Source organism: Mesorhizobium sp. M0500 (genome assembly GCF_040321165.1).
Lineage (GTDB): Bacteria > Pseudomonadota > Alphaproteobacteria > Rhizobiales > Rhizobiaceae > Mesorhizobium.
This window is the reverse complement of the sequence record NZ_JAMYRB010000023.1, coordinates 24,141-40,081: the sequence shown is the minus strand read 5'-3', so window position 1 is coordinate 40,081 and position 15,941 is coordinate 24,141. Positions and strand designations below refer to the sequence as shown.

The following is a 15,941-nucleotide window of genomic DNA, read 5'->3' as shown; positions in this document are numbered from 1 at the left end:
TCAGCCCTCCTGCCCATGCAGCCGCACCGGCAGCGCGCGGAACGTCCTAAGGAACGCGGAGGGCTCCCGGGTCGGCTGCTCGGCCAATGCCAGCGTGGGGAAGCGCGCCTGGATCCGCGGCAGGCTCTCGGCCAACTGCACCCGGGCCAGTTGCGCACCAAGGCAGAAGTGGATGCCGTGGCCGAAGGTCAGCATGATCTTCCCGTCGATCGACATGCCAGGACCGGTGCCGTAGAACCGCACGGGATCGAAGCGGTCGGGATCGGCGAAGGCGTCCGGGTCGCGATTGCCGGCCGCGATCAGCACGCGCACGTCCGCGTTCTTCGGGATCACCGCGCCGCCCAGTTCGATGTCGCGCTGGGCGATACGCGGAATGGAGCTGAACATGGCGGGCGCGTCGTAGCGCAGGGCTTCTTCGACGAATGCCTTCACCCCCACGGCATCTCCCTTCAGCCAGTGCCGCTGTTCGGGATACGCCAGCATCGCCAGGACCGCATGGCCGATGGCCGCGGCAGTGGTGGCGAAGCCGCCCAGCAGCATGCCCCAGAGCATGCTGATCAATTCCGCATCCGACAGCATCTCGGCATCGTCGTCGTGTGCGCCGACCAGCATTGACACGATGTCGTGGCGGGAATCGGTGCGCTTGCGCTGTATGAGGTCGCCGAAGTAGGCCTGCACCCTGGCGCTGGCCGCGTCCCCCGCAGCGAGTTGGGGATCGCTGGCGTGCGGACTCAGGCCTTCCAGAATGGCGCTGATGCCGGTGACGAGCCCGAGAATGTCGTTCCGGGGCATGCCGAACAGTTCGCCGAAAACCAGCATGGGCAAGGCCAGCGCGAATTCCCGATGCAGGTCCACCGCCTCCCCGCGCTCCAGCGCGGGCGCCATGCCGTCCAGGCGCGCTGCGACGATGCGAGCGATGGTCGGCCTCAGGTTGTCGATCTGGCCGATGGTGAAATCGCGCGAGATCAGCCGGCGCAGACGCGTATGCGTTGGAGGTTCCTTCATCGCTAAAGTGGACGCCAGCAAACTTAGCGACAGGCTGGTCGCCGCACGCGGGAAATAGCGCGCCAGTTCGCCTGGTGCCGGCCCCCGAAAAGCATCGCCCGTGGCCTTGAGCGCCCAGTAGATGTCGGCGTGGCGGCTCAACAGAAAGAGGCCCGACGCCGCGCGATGTACCGGATCGTGCTCGCGCAACCACCGCATGAATGGGTACGGGTCCTGAATGCACGCTGGCGACGCCAGTTCGGCGAAGGCATCCCGGCATGCTGCCGTGGTTTCTTGCACGTCCATCTTGGTCACCTGTTGGCTAGCTGATCTGATCGGCGCGCGGCAGGCGCGCCGGCAATTTGGAGAACATCGCGTTCCTGGTGGCGTCCGCGCATCACCAGAGCACCGGGAACTCCTCGAACCCGCCAGTGATGATCTCCTTGCGCAACTTCAGTTCTTCGGGCGCCACGGCCAGGCGCAGCGCGGGAAAGCGCTGGAAGATCGAACCGAACACCGCCTTGAGTTCCAGCCTGGCCAGCGCCAAGCCGATGCAGTTGTGCGGCCCGTAGGAGAACGCCAGGTGCGGGTTTTCGTCACGTCCGATGTCGAAGATTTCCGGGTCGTCGAAATGGCGCGGATCGAACGACGTCGCCGGCAGGCCGACCAGCACCTTGCTCTCCGCGGGAACATGCACGCCCGCGATGGTCACGTCGGTCCTCGGATAGCGCATGATGCCGTCCCAGCCGGCGCCCGGCGGGTACATGCGCAGGATTTCCTCCACCGCCTTGTCCACCAGGGATGGATCGCCGACCAGGCGTTCGCGCTGTTGCGGATGGCGGAACATGGCCAGCAGGCCGAATTCGATCTGCGCGACGGTGCTCTCGTGCCCCGCCACCAGCATGCCGGCCGCCAGGCCGATCGCCTCTTCCTCGGTCGCCTTGCCCTGGTCGACCGCCGCGAGCAGATCCGTCAGCACGTTGTCGCCCGGATCCTGGCGCTTGTCCCGCATCTTGCCGCGAATGTAGGCGCGGAGTTCTTCCCAGGCCAAGCGCGACGCGCTTCGCGGGCCGCTTTCATGCTGGTGCGTCATCACCTCGTCGGACAGCCCGGCGAAAAAGGCGTGATCCTCGTAGAGCACGCCCATCAGCGCGCCAATGACCATGGCCGGAAGCGGAAAGGAGAGGTGGCGCCGCAGATCGGCGGGCTGGGGCTGGGCCGCCAGCGTCTCGAACAACTGCGTGGCGATCGCCTCGACCTGCTGCGCGAGCAGCTTCACCCTGCCGTTGCTGAAGCCCGGCGCCACGATCGTGCGTAACCGTGTATGCTCGCCCCCCTCGTGCGAGACCAGCCATCCTGGCGAACCGAGAATCACCGAATCCGGGGTGAATGCCGCCGGCGGCATTCCCGCGGGCCGGAACGCCGCGTCGGACAACACCGCCTTGGCCTCGTCATAGCCTGTGACCCACCAGCCTTCGTGCCCGGACGGAAAGCGCACGTGGTGGATCGGACCGTTGGCGTGTAGCGCCAACATCTCGGGCGAGGGCTCAATGTGATCGACGCGCCACATCGGCAGCGTCGGCAAAGGTTGTTCGGACATGGTGGCACTTCACTCTATAGCGATGGAAGGGCGGAAGGTGACCGGCGGGCGCTGCGGCAGCGAAGACCTAAGACGGCATGTAGACGACGTCGTCCGAAGGCAGACCGATTATCAAGATCGGCTAACGCGTACCTGTCTAGGAACATCGCGCGCCGAGATGCAGAACGTTATCCTGCACCTTCGAGGTCAGGATAAAGTCGGTGTGGTGGGCCTTTGACTCGCCGCCGGCCAAGATTTCCTGCGCAAGGGTCGACAAGGGCGGCGAGCTGTTGGGTAAGGGCGGTTTCGCCGAGGACCCCCTGTCCATAGACGCTATCCGACGCGGATTTGACATTTTGCTTTTCTTTCTTCGTTCCATTCGTGTCATCCACGAAATGAAAGTCGGTCGGCGGCTCCCGGCCCGCAACGAAGGTGCTTCAAATCTCGTGCCAATTTGGCCGCAGCAGAAAAAAATTGTGGCAGCTTCTCAGCGGCTTAGCCTGAGGCCAGAGAAGAGCTAGGCGAAATAAGCCGGTGTCGCGGGCCAACAAAGGCGACGGAACAGTGTCGGACAGAACGCCTCGGGCGACCTTTAGGTCGGGCTTGCGACATTCTGGTCCAGTTTCGAACATAAGAGGGCGGCAAACAGACACGATTGGGGAATTCGATCCTCACGGCGCCGGGGCGCTTGCCCAAGAGCGCGCGCTCATGTTGCTGCGACAGGCGCGTGTTCGCGATAGCCGTGCCTGCGCACCCATGAACGCTAGCGGCACACGCTACGACTGGAGTGCCCGCCATGCATCGGCTCGGCTTCCGGTTCTTCTTTGCCCAGCCGGGGCTGAAGCGCCGAATATCCGCACCATACAGCATCGTTGTTGCCTGTGTGACGAGGCGGTATAGCGCGCGCCCGGTCTTGAAGACACGGTCCTCCCAAGAAAAAGGATCGCTCCAAAAGCATCTCTATTTGAAATGGCACGCCGCTTGCTGCTCCTGGTCAGAGCCCATCAAAACACGATGAAAGCGACTTGCGCCATGCCCGACACGCGAAGCTCTAGACCGTGGCCTGAGGAGACGGTGCCTGTTCCCGCTGAACATCGGTACATCATCTCCTCCGGAGGTCCCTCCTCGGCAGCCGCTTTGTGCATGGCTGGTCCGATGCCGGCACGCCAACACATAGCGCTCGCGCAATTGCCGTTTACCGGTTCTGATCAGCATGTGAGTGCCCAAGAGCCCCATCAAAGAGCCACCGAAGCCAAGGTCGGCGGGTCACTGGCAAACTTCGACAATACGCCGAACCAGCTCAGTAACGCGGGTCTCTTGCGTGAAGTCACATTTGAGGCCTCCACACGCGTTCGATATTGGCTACTTCGGGCCCGCTATCACTTTGTCCCGGGCACGAGCGCGAGCGATGGATGCCGCTTCCGGCGCCATAGCCGTGGAAAGATTGCCCCAGCGGCTCGACAGCCTCCACTTGCTCAGATCGATGGCGTTTGGGTGACGAAGACCAGCAGCCAAGACGTTCCCCTACATCGGGATGGAAAAAGGAGGGTGCGAGCCGCGAGTGCCTCATTTCATGCCCGGCATACGAGCCTTTGCTCGGTATTGCGCCAGCCTCTGCCAGAATCCGGCGCGCCAGTTTTTTTCTGAGGAGCAAGTTGATGACCGTTCAAAAGAAGGTTCCCTTCGTCACCTTTCTCACGCGTGTTCGCGATGAGTCAGTCCAGGGCCCAAATCCATATCGCTGGGAAGAAAAGACATCTGACGACTACTTTGCCGGCAAACGCGTCATCCTGTTCTCGCTGCCTGGCGCCTTCACTCCGACCTGCTCGACCTACCAACTGCCCAATTTCGAAGAGCTCTATGATGAGTTTGAGAAGGAGGGAATTGACGCGATTTACTGCGTCTCCGTCAACGATGCCTTCGTCATGAATGCGTGGGGGAAGTCCTTGGGCCTGCAGAAGGTCGAGCTCATCCCCGATGGCTCAGGCGAGTTCACACGCAAGATGGGCATGCTGGTCGCAAAGGACAATCTCGGCTTCGGGATGCGCTCCTGGCGCTACGCCGCCCTGATCAACAATGGCGTGGTGGAGCAGTGGTTCGAGGAGGAAGGTTTCTCCGACAACTGCGAGGCCGACCCCTATGGCGTCTCATCCCCGCAAAACGTTCTCGAAACGCTGAAAGGAGCCGCATGACCTAGAAAACGTCTCACTGGTGCCATTGCCCGCCCCAAGAGGCTCCCTCGACAGGATTATCGCGCTCACCATGCAATCCTCAGCAAGCCTGCTTCAGCGCCAGAAGCAATCCATGGTCGCATCGCCTCAACTCATTGAGTCGATTCGCTTGCTGCAACTGGCGCATACTGAACTGCATCAGTTCGTGGAGCGGGAAATCGAGAAGAATCCGCTCTTGGAATCTGCGTCAAACGATGGCGGGCCTTTTGGCGATGTTTCGATTTCGGGAGCGGATCAGCGTGTCGGCCCACGCGCAAACGCCGTTGACGGACCGACCGGGGCCGGCTCGCCTGAACGGCTCGGGCAATGGAAATCACTTCGCAACACGACCAACAACCCGCCGGGTAATGGCCCTTCCCTCGACGAGTTTGCCAGCCTCGCCGAGACATTGCACGACCATGTCGCTCGTCAGATCGCCCTCACTGCGTTCACACCACAGGAGCGGCTGATCGCTGGCCAGCTTGCCGCCGATCTGGAAGACACTGGCTATCTTCGGGCAAACCTTTTGGAGCTGGCCGAGAGCCTGAATGTCCGGGAGGCTGATGTGGAACGGGTTCTCGGAACCTTGCAGCACTTTGATCCACCGGGAATTTTTGCGCGAACTCTCGGAGAATGCCTCGAAATCCAGTTACGCCAGCGAGACCGGTTCGACCCGGCAATGGCAGCTTTGGTTGCCAATCTTGAAATGCTTGCGCGACGCGATTTTCAGGCACTGAAGCAGCATTGCGGCGTCGATGAAGACGACCTTCTCGACATGATGCATGAGATTCGGGCGCTCGATCCCAAGCCTGGAAACCGATTCCAATCCGGTGCGTCTGAATCAATCATACCCGACGTCTGGGTCACGCCCTCGCCGGAAGGCGGGTGGCAGATCGAACTTGATCCGGCCACACTGCCCAAGCTGCTGATCAACCAAACCTACTATGCCGAAGTGTCGCGTCAAACTGTCCAAAATTCGAAAGACCAAGCATTTCTCAACGAATGCTTGCAAAACGCGAACTGGCTAATCCGCAGCCTCGATCAGCGCGCCAAGACGATTATTAAGGTTGCGGCTGAAATCGTGCGCCAGCAGGATGCCTTTTTGGAACATGGCGTCACCCACCTGCGGCCTCTCAATCTCAGAACCGTCGCTGACGCGATCGGCGTGCACGAGTCGACGGTAAGCCGGGTGACCTCGAACAAGTACATGCTTACCCCGCGCGGAGTGTTCGAACTGAAGTATTTTTTCACCGTCGCGATCGCGTCCTGCCAAGGCGGCGATGCGCACTCCGCCGAAGCTGTCCGCCATCGGATCAAAGCGATAATTGCCGCAGAATCTCCCGGCGACGTGCTTTCCGACGATGACATCGCTGTCCGGCTGAAGGAAACCGGCATCGATGTTGCGCGCCGCACCGTCACAAAATATCGCGAAGCAATGAACATCCCCTCCTCCGTGCAACGCCGCCGCGAAATGCGCTTGTGTCTTTAATGTGGGTCAAGGCAGCCAACCTCATGTTGCAGTGCATCCAAAGTGGAGACTTCGTTCATGACCCGATCCGCGGCAGGCGTCATGGACGCTGTTCTGCACGACCCAGAAAAGCCCGACCAACCGTCTGGTCCCGCATGGGGTGCGGTCATTTCGCTTTCCTTGGGCACCTTCGGGCTGGTAACGGCAGAGTTTCTGCCTGTCAGCCTCCTCACGCCCCTCGCGAATGATCTCGGTGTCACCGAGGGTGCGGCTGGACAGGCGATGACGGCGACCGCTATCGTCGGGGCGATCTCGGCGCCGACTGTGGCCATCATCACAAAGCGCCTGGACCGCAGGATCGTCATGTGGGCGATGACGCTGCTGCTGATCCTGTCGGACGTTCTGGCGGCCGGCGCGTGGTCGCTGGCGATACTCCTGACGGCACGCGTCGTGCTCGGCATAGCGCTCGGAGGCTTCTGGTCGATGTCGGCAGCAGTGGCGATGCGGCTCGTTCCAAGCCACCTCCTGCCGCGCGCCATATCGATCATCCTCACCGGCGTTTCCGTCGCTACCGTTTGCGCAGCTCCAATCGGCGCTTATGTCGGCGATATCTGGGGATGGCGAAGCGCCTTCATGCTCGCCGCAGTCGTCGGCGCCGCGACACTGCTGGTGCAACTCATAACCATTCCGAGGCTGCCTCCGGTTGGAGTGGCTAGCTTCCGCAGCCTGCTGGATGTGGCCAAGATTCCGATGATCAAGGTCGCGCTTTTGGTCGTCCTGCTGGTCGCTTCCGGCCACTTCGCCGGCTTCACCTATATCCGCGCCTTCCTCGAGAAGGTTCCCGCGCTGGATGTCGAGACGATCTCGCTTGTGTTGCTTGCTTTTGGCATCGGCGGATTCTTCGGCAATTTGGCCGGCGGGCTGCTGGCCGAGTACAGTCTCAAGGCAGTCGCGGCCCTTGCACCGCTGCTCATAGCGATAGCCGCTGTTTCGCTGCTGACGGCGGGAGCATCGGCCTCCGCCTCGGCGGTTGCGGTTGCCGCGTGGGGCTTTGCCTTCGGCGCAGTGCCGGTGGGATTGCAGACGTGGATGGTGTGGCGCGCCGCTCCCGAGCAGGCCGAAAGCGCGGGTGTGCTGATGGTCGTAGCGTTCCAAGTGGCAATCGCAGGCGGCGCGATTTTCGGCGGACTATTGGTGGACAATGCCGGGATTACCAGTGCCATTGCCTACAGTGCTGTTGCCACGTTCCTCGCTGCCCTGACAGTGTTCCTGCTCGGCCCGAAGCGCGAAACCTAGACCGCCTGACAGAAGAGGCCTCAGCAGCGCAACGGGACGAGAGATAAAATCGCATGCACGGCGCGGCGCGATTACGCATGGACCAGCGCAAGCGCCTCGCCGGCTTCACCTCCGGGTCATGGCGACCTTCGCCGCCAGACACGGGAACCTCGCCGGCACCGATTTCCATTTGGCGACGATGAGCGCTGCCAGCGCGATGGAACCCTTGCTGGCGGTCATATCCTTCACGACAACCCGGCATTCTGGGCGAGCGACAGCTACGCGCCGGCCTTGCCCGTCAGAACGCCGGTGAAGATGCCGCACGATAGCGCAGACAGGTCGCGAAATGCCAGTGGTGTCAACGGCGGCCGTATTGTCGTCGATCGCGCGAAGCCCTAGGCCGACGCGGGTGCTAAACAGCACCAACCAGGCAGATGGCATCATTAGGACGCGACATAGACCAGCAGTGAATGTCTTTCCGTCCGACGAAGGAATGCCGCTCGACCACCACAACATTCTTGCGCGCGTCTGGACGCCCCTCCTCGTTGGTGCTGGGCTATCTAGTTTTCACCCCGTCAGGCGCGATGCTGACGGTGCTCCAATGAAAATTGCCAAGTACAATTTTCAGGCGCTGCGTCATGCGGCGGCGAGCCTCTTCATCCAACAGAAGCTCTCGCCGAAGCGTGTACACACGATATGGGACACAGCTCGATCACGGTGACGTTCGACACTTATGGCCATCTTTTCGAAGATGACGCCGCCGATCAGACGGCAGTCGCTGAGATCGAGGCTCGACTGCTTTCCTAACGAAGGCTGCAACACGAGGCTGCATTTCCTAGCAAAAACAACGGATAGATCAGTCTCTGCCTCCGTTAGTCCTGGTTCGAATCCAGGTTTCCCAGCCAAACTGGATGCTCTGCGGACGAGACGGCACCCGGGGCTCGCTGCGAAGACAGCGCCGTAGTCGTTTCGGCAAGCAAATCGAACGGTTGCCGGAAGACAGCGCGAACCTCGCCGTTTTCCCATGTGCAGTTCGACAGCAGCAGATTCAGAAGCCGTTTCTTCTCACCTGGAGCCTGCCGGGCGAACAGTTGGCGGGCGTTCCGCGCCAACTCCAACAAGCGCACGCCATCATCCATGTATGATTCCTCGGCCTCGCCATGCCGCTCGATCTCACGGAGTAGGCGCGTCTGCTCGACTCGCCATTGCGCCGACATTCGATGGTAGAAGGCACTGTCGATGCGTCCGTCTAGCTTGTCCAGGTACATTGCCTGAAGCCGATCCTCGAGGCGCTTGTATTCCTTTTGAGATCGCAGGATCGCCTGTTCCTGCTCCTTCCGCTCATCGGCGTGGCTGGCTTTGAGCGCATCGCGGACCCAATCCAGCACTTCCTCATCGAAATGGAGCTTGTCCACCAAGGCGCCAAAGGTCTCGTCGAGGACCTCCTCGCGGACGTACTTGCGGCGGCACTCGGCATAGCCACCGCGGCTTTGTCGCTGTGACCGGTGCAGTGGTAGTAAATGTATTTGCCCTTCTTGATCTCGGCCACTACCGCGCAGCCGCACCTGGCACAGGTCATCAGCCCGCCGAAAGCAAATTCATAGCCGTAGGAGTGGATAGGCGTCGCGTGACGGCCGGCCAGCACGCCCTGGACCCGCTCCCACAGCTCGATCGAGACCAGCGGCTCGTGCTTGCCGTGGTGCAGCTTACCGTTCCATTGAAACAATCCGGTGTAGAGACGATTGCGCAGAATCGAGTGCACCGTGCTCACCGGAACCGGATGCCCACTCTTTGGATACACAAGGCCTTCAGCGTGGGCTGCCTTCGTGATTGCCTTGAGGGAATATCCGCCTTGAGTAGCGCTCGAACAGCCTCGTGATCATCGGCGCCAGCTCAGCGTCCGGTTCAATGACCTTCTTGCCGTCGCTCCCTGTGACGTTGAGATAGCCCAGCGGTGCCTTGGTAGGCCAGATCCCCTGCTCCGCCTTCTCCATTTGCCCTTTGCGGGCTTCCTCCGAGAGATTGTCGATATAGTTCTTCGCCATCAGCACCTTAATGCCGTGCATGAACTTTTCCGACGAGCGCGAGTCTTGCGAGAGGATCACGCCCTCCTTGGCGAGGTGGATTTCGACGTCGAGCTTCGTCGAGCGTCACCCAGTCCTTCAGATTGCGATAGAGACGGTCGGTCTTCTCAACCAACACAACCCGCACTCCGGGGTGCTTGCGCAGGTATTTGACCATCTCGTTAAAGTTGGTGCGCCCGCTGCTTTTCGCGGTTTCAACGTCGATGAACTCCTGGGCAATGCCAAACTGCTTCTGAGCCGCATACTCCCTCAGAAGCTTGCATTGGGCAGGGATGGAAAAGCCCTCCTTCTCCTGCTCTTTTGACGAAACACGAGCATAGAGCAGCGCTTTAACCAAGCCGCCGCGAACGGAGTTCTGCACGGTCTTCTTGACCATTTCTCAGCCTCGTCTCATGACCAGCGACGGCGGAGCGAGGCGAAACGTCTCGCTGATTCCATATTTTGCCATTCGGCGAGGAGGCGGAAGAACCCGGTGACGTTTTCCACGATCTGGCGCGCATCCTCCCTGTTGAGCTTTCGGCCGGTGCGCTGCTCGAACAACTGAGCCGTTCTATCCAGGAAGGCACCATCCACGGCGCGATTCTTTGGGGACAAGGTCGTCTCAACCGACCGACAAGCGTTCCTCGTTGTCTTCATCGTCCGTGCCCGGTTTCAGGCGCTTTGCAGCACCAGGCAAGGATCGCCGATCTCTCTCCGATCTCGAATGGCCGATGTGTACGCTTCAGCCGCCTTTTCCACGCCCGCGCCTTGGACGGCTAGGGGCTAACCCCCTACCCTTCCCTTTCCGGGCTCCGTCGGTTTGGGCGCGGACGAAAACAGTCCCAATCTGGCGACAGGAACCCACCTTCTTGGCCCAGCCGGACGACGTCATCGAATGCCGAGCGAATCTGCGGCCAGGGAAACTCGGCGCCTCCCTCCCGCACCTCGCTTTCAAGAAGCACCGCATTCAATTTGGCCGCTACGCCGCCAAGGGAGATAGCAGGTGCCGCAGCCAAGGCTTCGAGCAAATCATCGGCTCGGTCAGCTGCTTTCCTCTCTGCGTATGTCACGGTCGAATAGCCAATTCGCCTTTCGGCGGCATCCCAGCGGGCTTGATGAGCCGCCAAACGGGCTTCTGCATTGGCGCGAACTTCATCTGCGTCGGCATCAGCATCGAGCACCTCGCGGAGGGCCCGGATAGAATGAACCGTTACATTCTCGCCACCGGGCAACCGGACGGTCACACAAGGGTAGCCGATGGTCTCCGCTAGCGTGCGCTCCAAGTGCGCACTCTGATCGCAGAGGCGCTCGCTCTCTTCGTGAGCATTGCGCCATTCTCGCCAAATCGTTAGCGCGGGATCGGAAGGTACAGCTGGTGCCGGCGCCTTACCGGCAAGAGCGCTTCTTTCCCATCCTAAGATTGCAATCGCCGTTGCACCAAGTACCCTCCTACGGGTAACGAAAGACAAAGGCGTGGTATTGTCGGAATCAGCCATGATCCGAGCTCCCTGAAGCTTAGGTTGTGGTTAGGTCGGGCTGGGCGTGCTAGCGCTCAGCTCGGCCGATAAGGGAACATCATCTTATACAAATTGATTGACGTCAATCGGATTGATATAATGCAACATGCGCTAACGGTGGAGCAGTGTCGTGGCGCTCGCGCGATGCTTGGATGGAGCCAAGAACAGTTAGCTGAAGCAGCAACCGTTGCTCGACAAACGATTGCAGATTTTGAACGCGGGGCGCGTATCCCGATCGCCAACAACCTGACGAGTATAAGGCATGCTCTGGAAGGAGCCGGAATCGAGTTTTTATCCGAGAACGGGATCCGATACAGAGCGCGCAGGTAACAACGTTATTGAGCCGATTTCCCGGTTTTAGCTGATCTTGGGTGGCGCGATCCAAGGCCGTTTTTGGCCATTAGCGGTGTGGCAGCTTTTCGATCATGGTTGGCGATAAGCGGCCATTCACATCTAGTTCGTAGGTCGCCAGAACCGCTCCTCGACGACCGCTGGTTGGTCTCCGGGAACCCTGAAGCGCTCCTCCCTCACAGAAATGTCGAGGTGCTCGTGGAACAGTGCGACGTAATCGCGTTGGTCCTGAAAGTCGGACGGCACCTTGCCTAGCTTGGCGGCTACGTCGAGGGACGCTCCTCCGGTAGAGGTCACTGGGATGACTTTCGCATCCGGCTGAAGTTGCCTGAACATTTCGTATTCCGCGATGATTCCGCCCATGCCGCCGATGAAGACCGCCGCCCTGAACTCGTGCTCCTGGAACATGCGTTGCCGCATGAGCCTCAAGCTCGCCTCACGATCACCATTGAGCCTCTCTGTGAAAACGACATTCCGAAAACGCTTGTTGTCTTCGGGGAATTCGTCTTTGAAGAACTCGGACTGATAAAGCGTCACCCATTCCGCGTAGTCGATGCTCATGCCCTCGGACATGACGACGATCATGGGAGTAATCGCCGGATGGCCACCCCAGATAAGGCGCCTGCGCCCCAGCGCTACGTATGCGAGCGCGGACACCGCGGCGGTTATGGCAACGGTATCTGCTGTCGCCGCGAATTCCGGGCCACGCCGCGGATCGGGAACCCCTGCCGATAAGAAAATCGCGTCAGCCATTAGTCGTCCATACCTGCCAAGGCCCATCCTGCCTCGGACACTCGAATAGTCTTCACTGCCTTTATTTGCTCGTCGAGCCACGCGAGATGGGCGATCCAACTATCGCGAATTCCAATGTGATCGTAAACAAGTATGGGCACCTCGCCCTGCTGGGCCTTCTTTGCTTTTGTGGCGACGTCGTTTAATGTCTCCGCTGATGGGATACCGACGATCGGATAGGCCCAGATAAGGCGCTCGTTCAGCAGCCGCACGGCAATTGCCCGGTGGGCGCCCACGGCCTCGACCGCGGCGCCGATTTTCTCGACGTCCGCCCTGAGCTTTCCTGTGATCGACATGTACCGCGCGGCGATACTCATGCTCCGGAGCCGCTCGACGCGGAGCACGATCGAATCTGCCGTTGTATCGACGATCGGGCCGTCAGGACCAAGGAGTTCTTCAGGATCGAGATATACAGTCTCAGCCATATCCATTAGACGACTCGGCGTATGCTCCGGCCAGATTACGCGAATGACTTGGATCTCTTTCGCCCGGGCACGGCCAATCTCCTGCCGCGTCCATCGGCTCGCGAAGTAGCTGGGTGTATCAAGCATTACGACAACGTCGGAGTCGACCAGCCGATGCCACAGGACATCTTGGAAGGGCTCGCCGGGACGAATGTCATGCGTGTCGAGGAAAACGTCGAACCCCCGGGAGTTGAGGAGGTCATGAACCTGCAACGCCGCCGCCCTGGACTCCGTTCGTCTGTAGCTAACGAAGACCCGGCGTTGCGCGCGCAGAAGGCCGACGCATTCCAAGGCAGCTCCCGAAAGCTCTGTCAAATCCGGATCGTCGGACCGGCGTCGCAATCCGTTCGCGAATTGCAGCGAGGGCGGGATCGCGGCGCCAAAATCGCCCAAGTGATCAACCGTCGGGATGATTGGCAAGCTTGCGTCTTTGAGTTCGTTTGCGACTTCGACATCGACTTCCTTGTCACCTCCGAAATAAACGGCCGCAAAGGCGTTTCGAGGATCTCGCGCCCGAGCGGACTGGCCGTCATGAAGCACAACGTCGGTACCGACCGACAAACCAAAATCGGCGATCATCTCTCCGATCGTTGCCGCAAGCGCGACGCGCTCTTTTTCTGTCGGCGATCCAAGTATCGCTAGTTCGTAAAAACTCATCGACCTGCGAGCCCCGCGGCGGTTTCAATCCATCCGCCTATGTTCTTATGTCCGTGCTGCTGCGCATAGTCATACGCCATGCAGCGACTGGATATCTGGACGACGGCGTCAGTTTTGGGACCAACGAACCACAAGTCACTCTCTGGGATGGCTCGCGTGTAGTCAGAATAGGACACCCACTTTGCGCCGTTCCACTCGGCGAGATAGATCGAGCCATAGCTCCGGTAGACACCCATCTGTGCGAGTGGATCGTATCCCTTGGCGGAAGTGTATCCGTTCCTGTCTCTAACACCATGGATGTAGACCGTCAGCAGGCCGTTGCCCTTGATGATGCTGCGCGCGATCTCGTAGCGCACCCAGCGCCTCCGCCAAGTGTTCGTCCCAGTGAGCACGCAAGTCACCGATGTGTTCTCCAGTCCCTTGCGGAGAAAGGCCTTCAGCGTGTCGTCATTTTCGCGTTTGGAAGCCTCGAATACGCTCCTGTCGAAAAACCCGACGTCGACATGGTCAGGCTTCGCCACCCATGAGTTGCGGACATTCCACGCGCGCCAGACGTCGGATGAATAATGGAAAGAGAAGAACGTTCTACGCGCCACTGGCCGCTTCCTCGTCAGAGCGTCTGATTGCCGGAGAGGTGGATCCCTTTCCCCGCCGCGTCGAAGCTCCCAATCCCGCCAGTAGAGGCCTCATCGAGATGTCGGTAGAGCTCCAGATATTCATTGCCGTGCGTGACGCCACGGCCGTCGCGTGTGGGAATGACAAGGATGCGATTCAGGCTTTTGACCCCGTCCGCATACCCGATCTCCCAAGGACACCAACGGCTTCCCATGGAATTCTGGGTCGCGAGGAAGAAGAACATCTCCAGGTCGCGGATCTTCGCCTGGATCTTTTCCGCTGTTCGGCGATCCGGTCGCTCCGGCATCGTCCCGTCTTCCCAGTCGATGTAGACCTCCCATCCATTTCTGTGGAGGAAGCCCTGCAATCCCTTGGCGAGTTCGGCGTCAAGGTGGCTGTGACACAAAAACGCCGTACGTTTGTTTTGCGCCCGCCCTTCGCTCGCTGATTTCCTTACCGTCGAGTAGCTCGCCGAGCTACGAATGTCGTTTTGATCAATGGCCATGTAATCCCCTCGCTCGAGCAAGGATTCTTGCCTGATTCGGAAGCCTCAGGCGAGTTCCCTGCCTCGATCTTAAAGCGAAATTGTTCTCTGCGACCCCAAACGTAATTCAAGCAAAACAGTTAGAAGCACAGTGTTATTCAATGCAGAATTAGGTTTGAATTCATGCAAATTTTTTGGCTAAATATCTCTGCGCTTCTTTTTGGGATCTGACACCATTGACTCTATTGCAATTTGCATCGAATAGGACGATTGATCAAAAATCGGCTTGGCTGAGAGCTGTTCAACAGCCTGTTACGGAAGGGCTCTAATTCCAAGCCGCGAACGTATGCTTCGAGACACGCTAGCCGACTGTTAAAGGTCCGGGATTGGGCCATTGCTGCCTGGCAGCCCTGGGGCCGAAACCGGGCTGTCGTTTGTTGGCGGCAGTCACGCAGATAGCTGCCGTTCTACAGCCGACCCATTTTAGCCGTTCGGCTCCCAAGTCCGAAGTCCTTGCGGCCACTCGTGGTGAGCAGGCGTGACACGCTGCCGTTCATTCTGCATGTATCCCAAGAAATTCTTCGCTTGTGCTCGCTCTGGCAACCAAGCTTCACGTGAGAAACCGCTTTTTAAACGCACCTCGCACATGGTGTGCGCCACGTGGCAACCAAGCGCTGGCAGAACTGGGCATCGTGCAATACGCCTTCCGCTTGGACAGTGCCAGAGCGATCTTCTTCCGGCTAGAAGGCATAACCCAAACACCCAGGTGTTGCCCGTTCCAGCAACCGGAACAGGTGCAGCGATCGAGTAAATTGAGGGCGACTACCCGCCGCATTTGGCGAACGAAATCTCGTTCGCCAGCCTTTTCCGTCACAGCCTGCTACCTAAGCCCTTAGACGAATAGCTTCTTCTACCCAGGATTCAATGTTGTTTTTGATCGTATCGTACACACCCTTACTGTCTATCCCGCCTGGATCGTAGGTTTTGGCCCAATTGGTCAAGGGCTTTTCGTCGGCACCAACGGTAAATGTGCTGAATGGATTGGCGCCTTTTGCACTTGCATTGCCATTTCTATCCAGCAGACGATGAACGTGGATGCCCACTAGCGCCTTGCCATTATCGAACGCATACTTAATTTCGTGCCTTACCCATTTCCGCGACGCTGTGTTGGCGCCGATGAGGACAATGACGGTGCTCCGACCGACCATGTTCCCAGCTATCCAATCCGCCACGGCCTTGTCGCCTTTGCGCTTGATTTCCTCAAACTCATTGGCAGACACCAGCGCCTGCCCCTCAATTGCGCCGATGTTCTTGACGGTGCTAACCCGCCAATTGTCTTCGTCGTAGTAGAAACTGTAGAAGCATTTCCTTGCCATGAATTCACCCTCGCAAATCAAAGAGTAAGTTCACCAGAAATCTGCCGATACGACAACCGAAATCATTTCGTCCGGAACATTTTAACCGATGGTTGTTATTGCACGT

At 59.4% G+C, this 15,941-nt stretch carries 17 protein-coding genes and 2 pseudogenes; 5 read left to right on the top strand and 14 right to left on the bottom strand.

The features are described 5' to 3' along the window. Both NKI70_RS27315 and NKI70_RS27310 read right to left on the bottom strand, forming a co-directional pair. A complete protein-coding gene (locus NKI70_RS27315; protein WP_352725458.1) occupies nt 1-1,290 on the bottom strand; it encodes a cytochrome P450 in 1,290 nt (429 codons plus the stop codon). A 91-nt stretch (nt 1,291-1,381) separates the two neighbouring features. Beyond that, the gene (locus NKI70_RS27310) at nt 1,382-2,584 is read right to left on the bottom strand and encodes a cytochrome P450 (RefSeq protein ID WP_352725456.1); all 1,203 of its coding nucleotides are present in this window, start codon (nt 2,582-2,584) and stop codon (nt 1,382-1,384) included. Between the two features lie 200 nt (nt 2,585-2,784). Here NKI70_RS27310 and NKI70_RS27305 point away from each other — a divergent pair, with 200 nt between their 5' ends. The 4 genes from NKI70_RS27305 (at nt 2,785) to NKI70_RS27290 (ending at nt 7,537) form a co-directional block, all read left to right on the top strand. Continuing rightward, on the top strand, nt 2,785-3,084 hold the full coding sequence (locus tag NKI70_RS27305; protein WP_352725454.1) for a hypothetical protein: 300 nt from the start codon (nt 2,785-2,787) through the stop codon (nt 3,082-3,084). Between the two features lie 1,137 nt (nt 3,085-4,221). Further along, entirely contained in the window at nt 4,222-4,755 is a 534-nt protein-coding gene (locus NKI70_RS27300; protein WP_352725452.1) for a peroxiredoxin, read from the top strand. Nucleotides 4,756-4,825: 70 nt separating this feature from the next. Beyond that, the gene (gene rpoN, locus NKI70_RS27295) at nt 4,826-6,262 is read left to right on the top strand and encodes an RNA polymerase factor sigma-54 (RefSeq protein ID WP_352725450.1); all 1,437 of its coding nucleotides are present in this window, start codon (nt 4,826-4,828) and stop codon (nt 6,260-6,262) included. Between the two features lie 57 nt (nt 6,263-6,319). Next, on the top strand, nt 6,320-7,537 hold the full coding sequence (locus NKI70_RS27290; RefSeq protein ID WP_352725448.1) for an MFS transporter: 1,218 nt from the start codon (nt 6,320-6,322) through the stop codon (nt 7,535-7,537). Nucleotides 7,538-7,672: 135 nt separating this feature from the next. On the opposite strand, the pseudogene NKI70_RS27285 reads toward NKI70_RS27290, so the two are convergent. From NKI70_RS27285 to NKI70_RS27255, 7 genes and pseudogenes are all read right to left on the bottom strand, one after another. Next, nucleotides 7,673-7,989 (bottom strand): annotated as a pseudogene (locus NKI70_RS27285) (ABC transporter permease subunit); the annotation flags it as partial. 399 nt (nt 7,990-8,388) lie between these two features. After that, a complete protein-coding gene (locus tag NKI70_RS27280) occupies nt 8,389-8,934 on the bottom strand; it encodes a hypothetical protein (protein ID WP_352725516.1) in 546 nt (181 codons plus the stop codon). A 116-nt stretch (nt 8,935-9,050) separates the two neighbouring features. Then, nucleotides 9,051-9,317: pseudogene (locus NKI70_RS27275) on the bottom strand (recombinase family protein); the annotation flags it as partial. Nucleotides 9,318-9,324: 7 nt separating this feature from the next. Beyond that, complete coding sequence (locus tag NKI70_RS27270; protein WP_352725446.1) at nt 9,325-9,582, bottom strand: hypothetical protein; 258 nt, start codon at nt 9,580-9,582, stop codon at nt 9,325-9,327. After that, entirely contained in the window at nt 9,569-9,976 is a 408-nt protein-coding gene (locus NKI70_RS27265; RefSeq protein ID WP_352725444.1) for a recombinase family protein, read from the bottom strand. Before NKI70_RS27265 ends, NKI70_RS27270 begins: the two co-directional genes overlap by 14 nt. Nucleotides 9,977-9,990: 14 nt before the next feature. Next, the gene (locus tag NKI70_RS27260) at nt 9,991-10,140 is read right to left on the bottom strand and encodes a hypothetical protein (protein ID WP_352725442.1); all 150 of its coding nucleotides are present in this window, start codon (nt 10,138-10,140) and stop codon (nt 9,991-9,993) included. Between the two features lie 230 nt (nt 10,141-10,370). Continuing rightward, entirely contained in the window at nt 10,371-11,075 is a 705-nt protein-coding gene (locus tag NKI70_RS27255) for a hypothetical protein (RefSeq protein ID WP_352725440.1), read from the bottom strand. A gap of 120 nt (nt 11,076-11,195) precedes the next feature. Here NKI70_RS27255 and NKI70_RS27250 point away from each other — a divergent pair, with 120 nt between their 5' ends. Continuing rightward, a complete protein-coding gene (locus NKI70_RS27250; RefSeq protein WP_352725438.1) occupies nt 11,196-11,426 on the top strand; it encodes a helix-turn-helix transcriptional regulator in 231 nt (76 codons plus the stop codon). 123 nt (nt 11,427-11,549) lie between these two features. Here NKI70_RS27250 and thcA read toward each other — a convergent pair whose 3' ends face one another. The 5 genes from thcA to NKI70_RS27225 form a co-directional block, all read right to left on the bottom strand. Then, nucleotides 11,550-12,200 carry a Thoeris type III anti-phage system protein ThcA gene (gene thcA / locus NKI70_RS27245; RefSeq protein ID WP_352725436.1) on the bottom strand — a complete coding sequence of 217 codons (651 nt, stop codon included), beginning with the start codon at nt 12,198-12,200 and terminating at the stop codon, nt 11,550-11,552. Continuing rightward, nucleotides 12,200-13,360, bottom strand: coding sequence for a Thoeris type III anti-phage system protein ThcB4 (gene thcB4 / locus NKI70_RS27240; RefSeq protein WP_352725434.1), 1,161 nt, complete (start codon nt 13,358-13,360; stop codon nt 12,200-12,202). The genes thcA and thcB4 overlap by 1 nt, the downstream gene beginning before the upstream one ends. Beyond that, entirely contained in the window at nt 13,357-13,956 is a 600-nt protein-coding gene (locus NKI70_RS27235; RefSeq protein ID WP_352725432.1) for a TIR domain-containing protein, read from the bottom strand. The genes thcB4 and NKI70_RS27235 overlap by 4 nt, the downstream gene beginning before the upstream one ends. Before the next feature lie 14 nt (nt 13,957-13,970). Beyond that, nucleotides 13,971-14,480 carry a toll/interleukin-1 receptor domain-containing protein gene (locus NKI70_RS27230; protein WP_352725430.1) on the bottom strand — a complete coding sequence of 170 codons (510 nt, stop codon included), beginning with the start codon at nt 14,478-14,480 and terminating at the stop codon, nt 13,971-13,973. Nucleotides 14,481-15,343: 863 nt separating this feature from the next. Continuing rightward, a complete protein-coding gene (locus tag NKI70_RS27225) occupies nt 15,344-15,835 on the bottom strand; it encodes a TIR domain-containing protein (RefSeq protein ID WP_224639100.1) in 492 nt (163 codons plus the stop codon). Between the last annotated feature and the right edge of the window lie 106 nt (nt 15,836-15,941).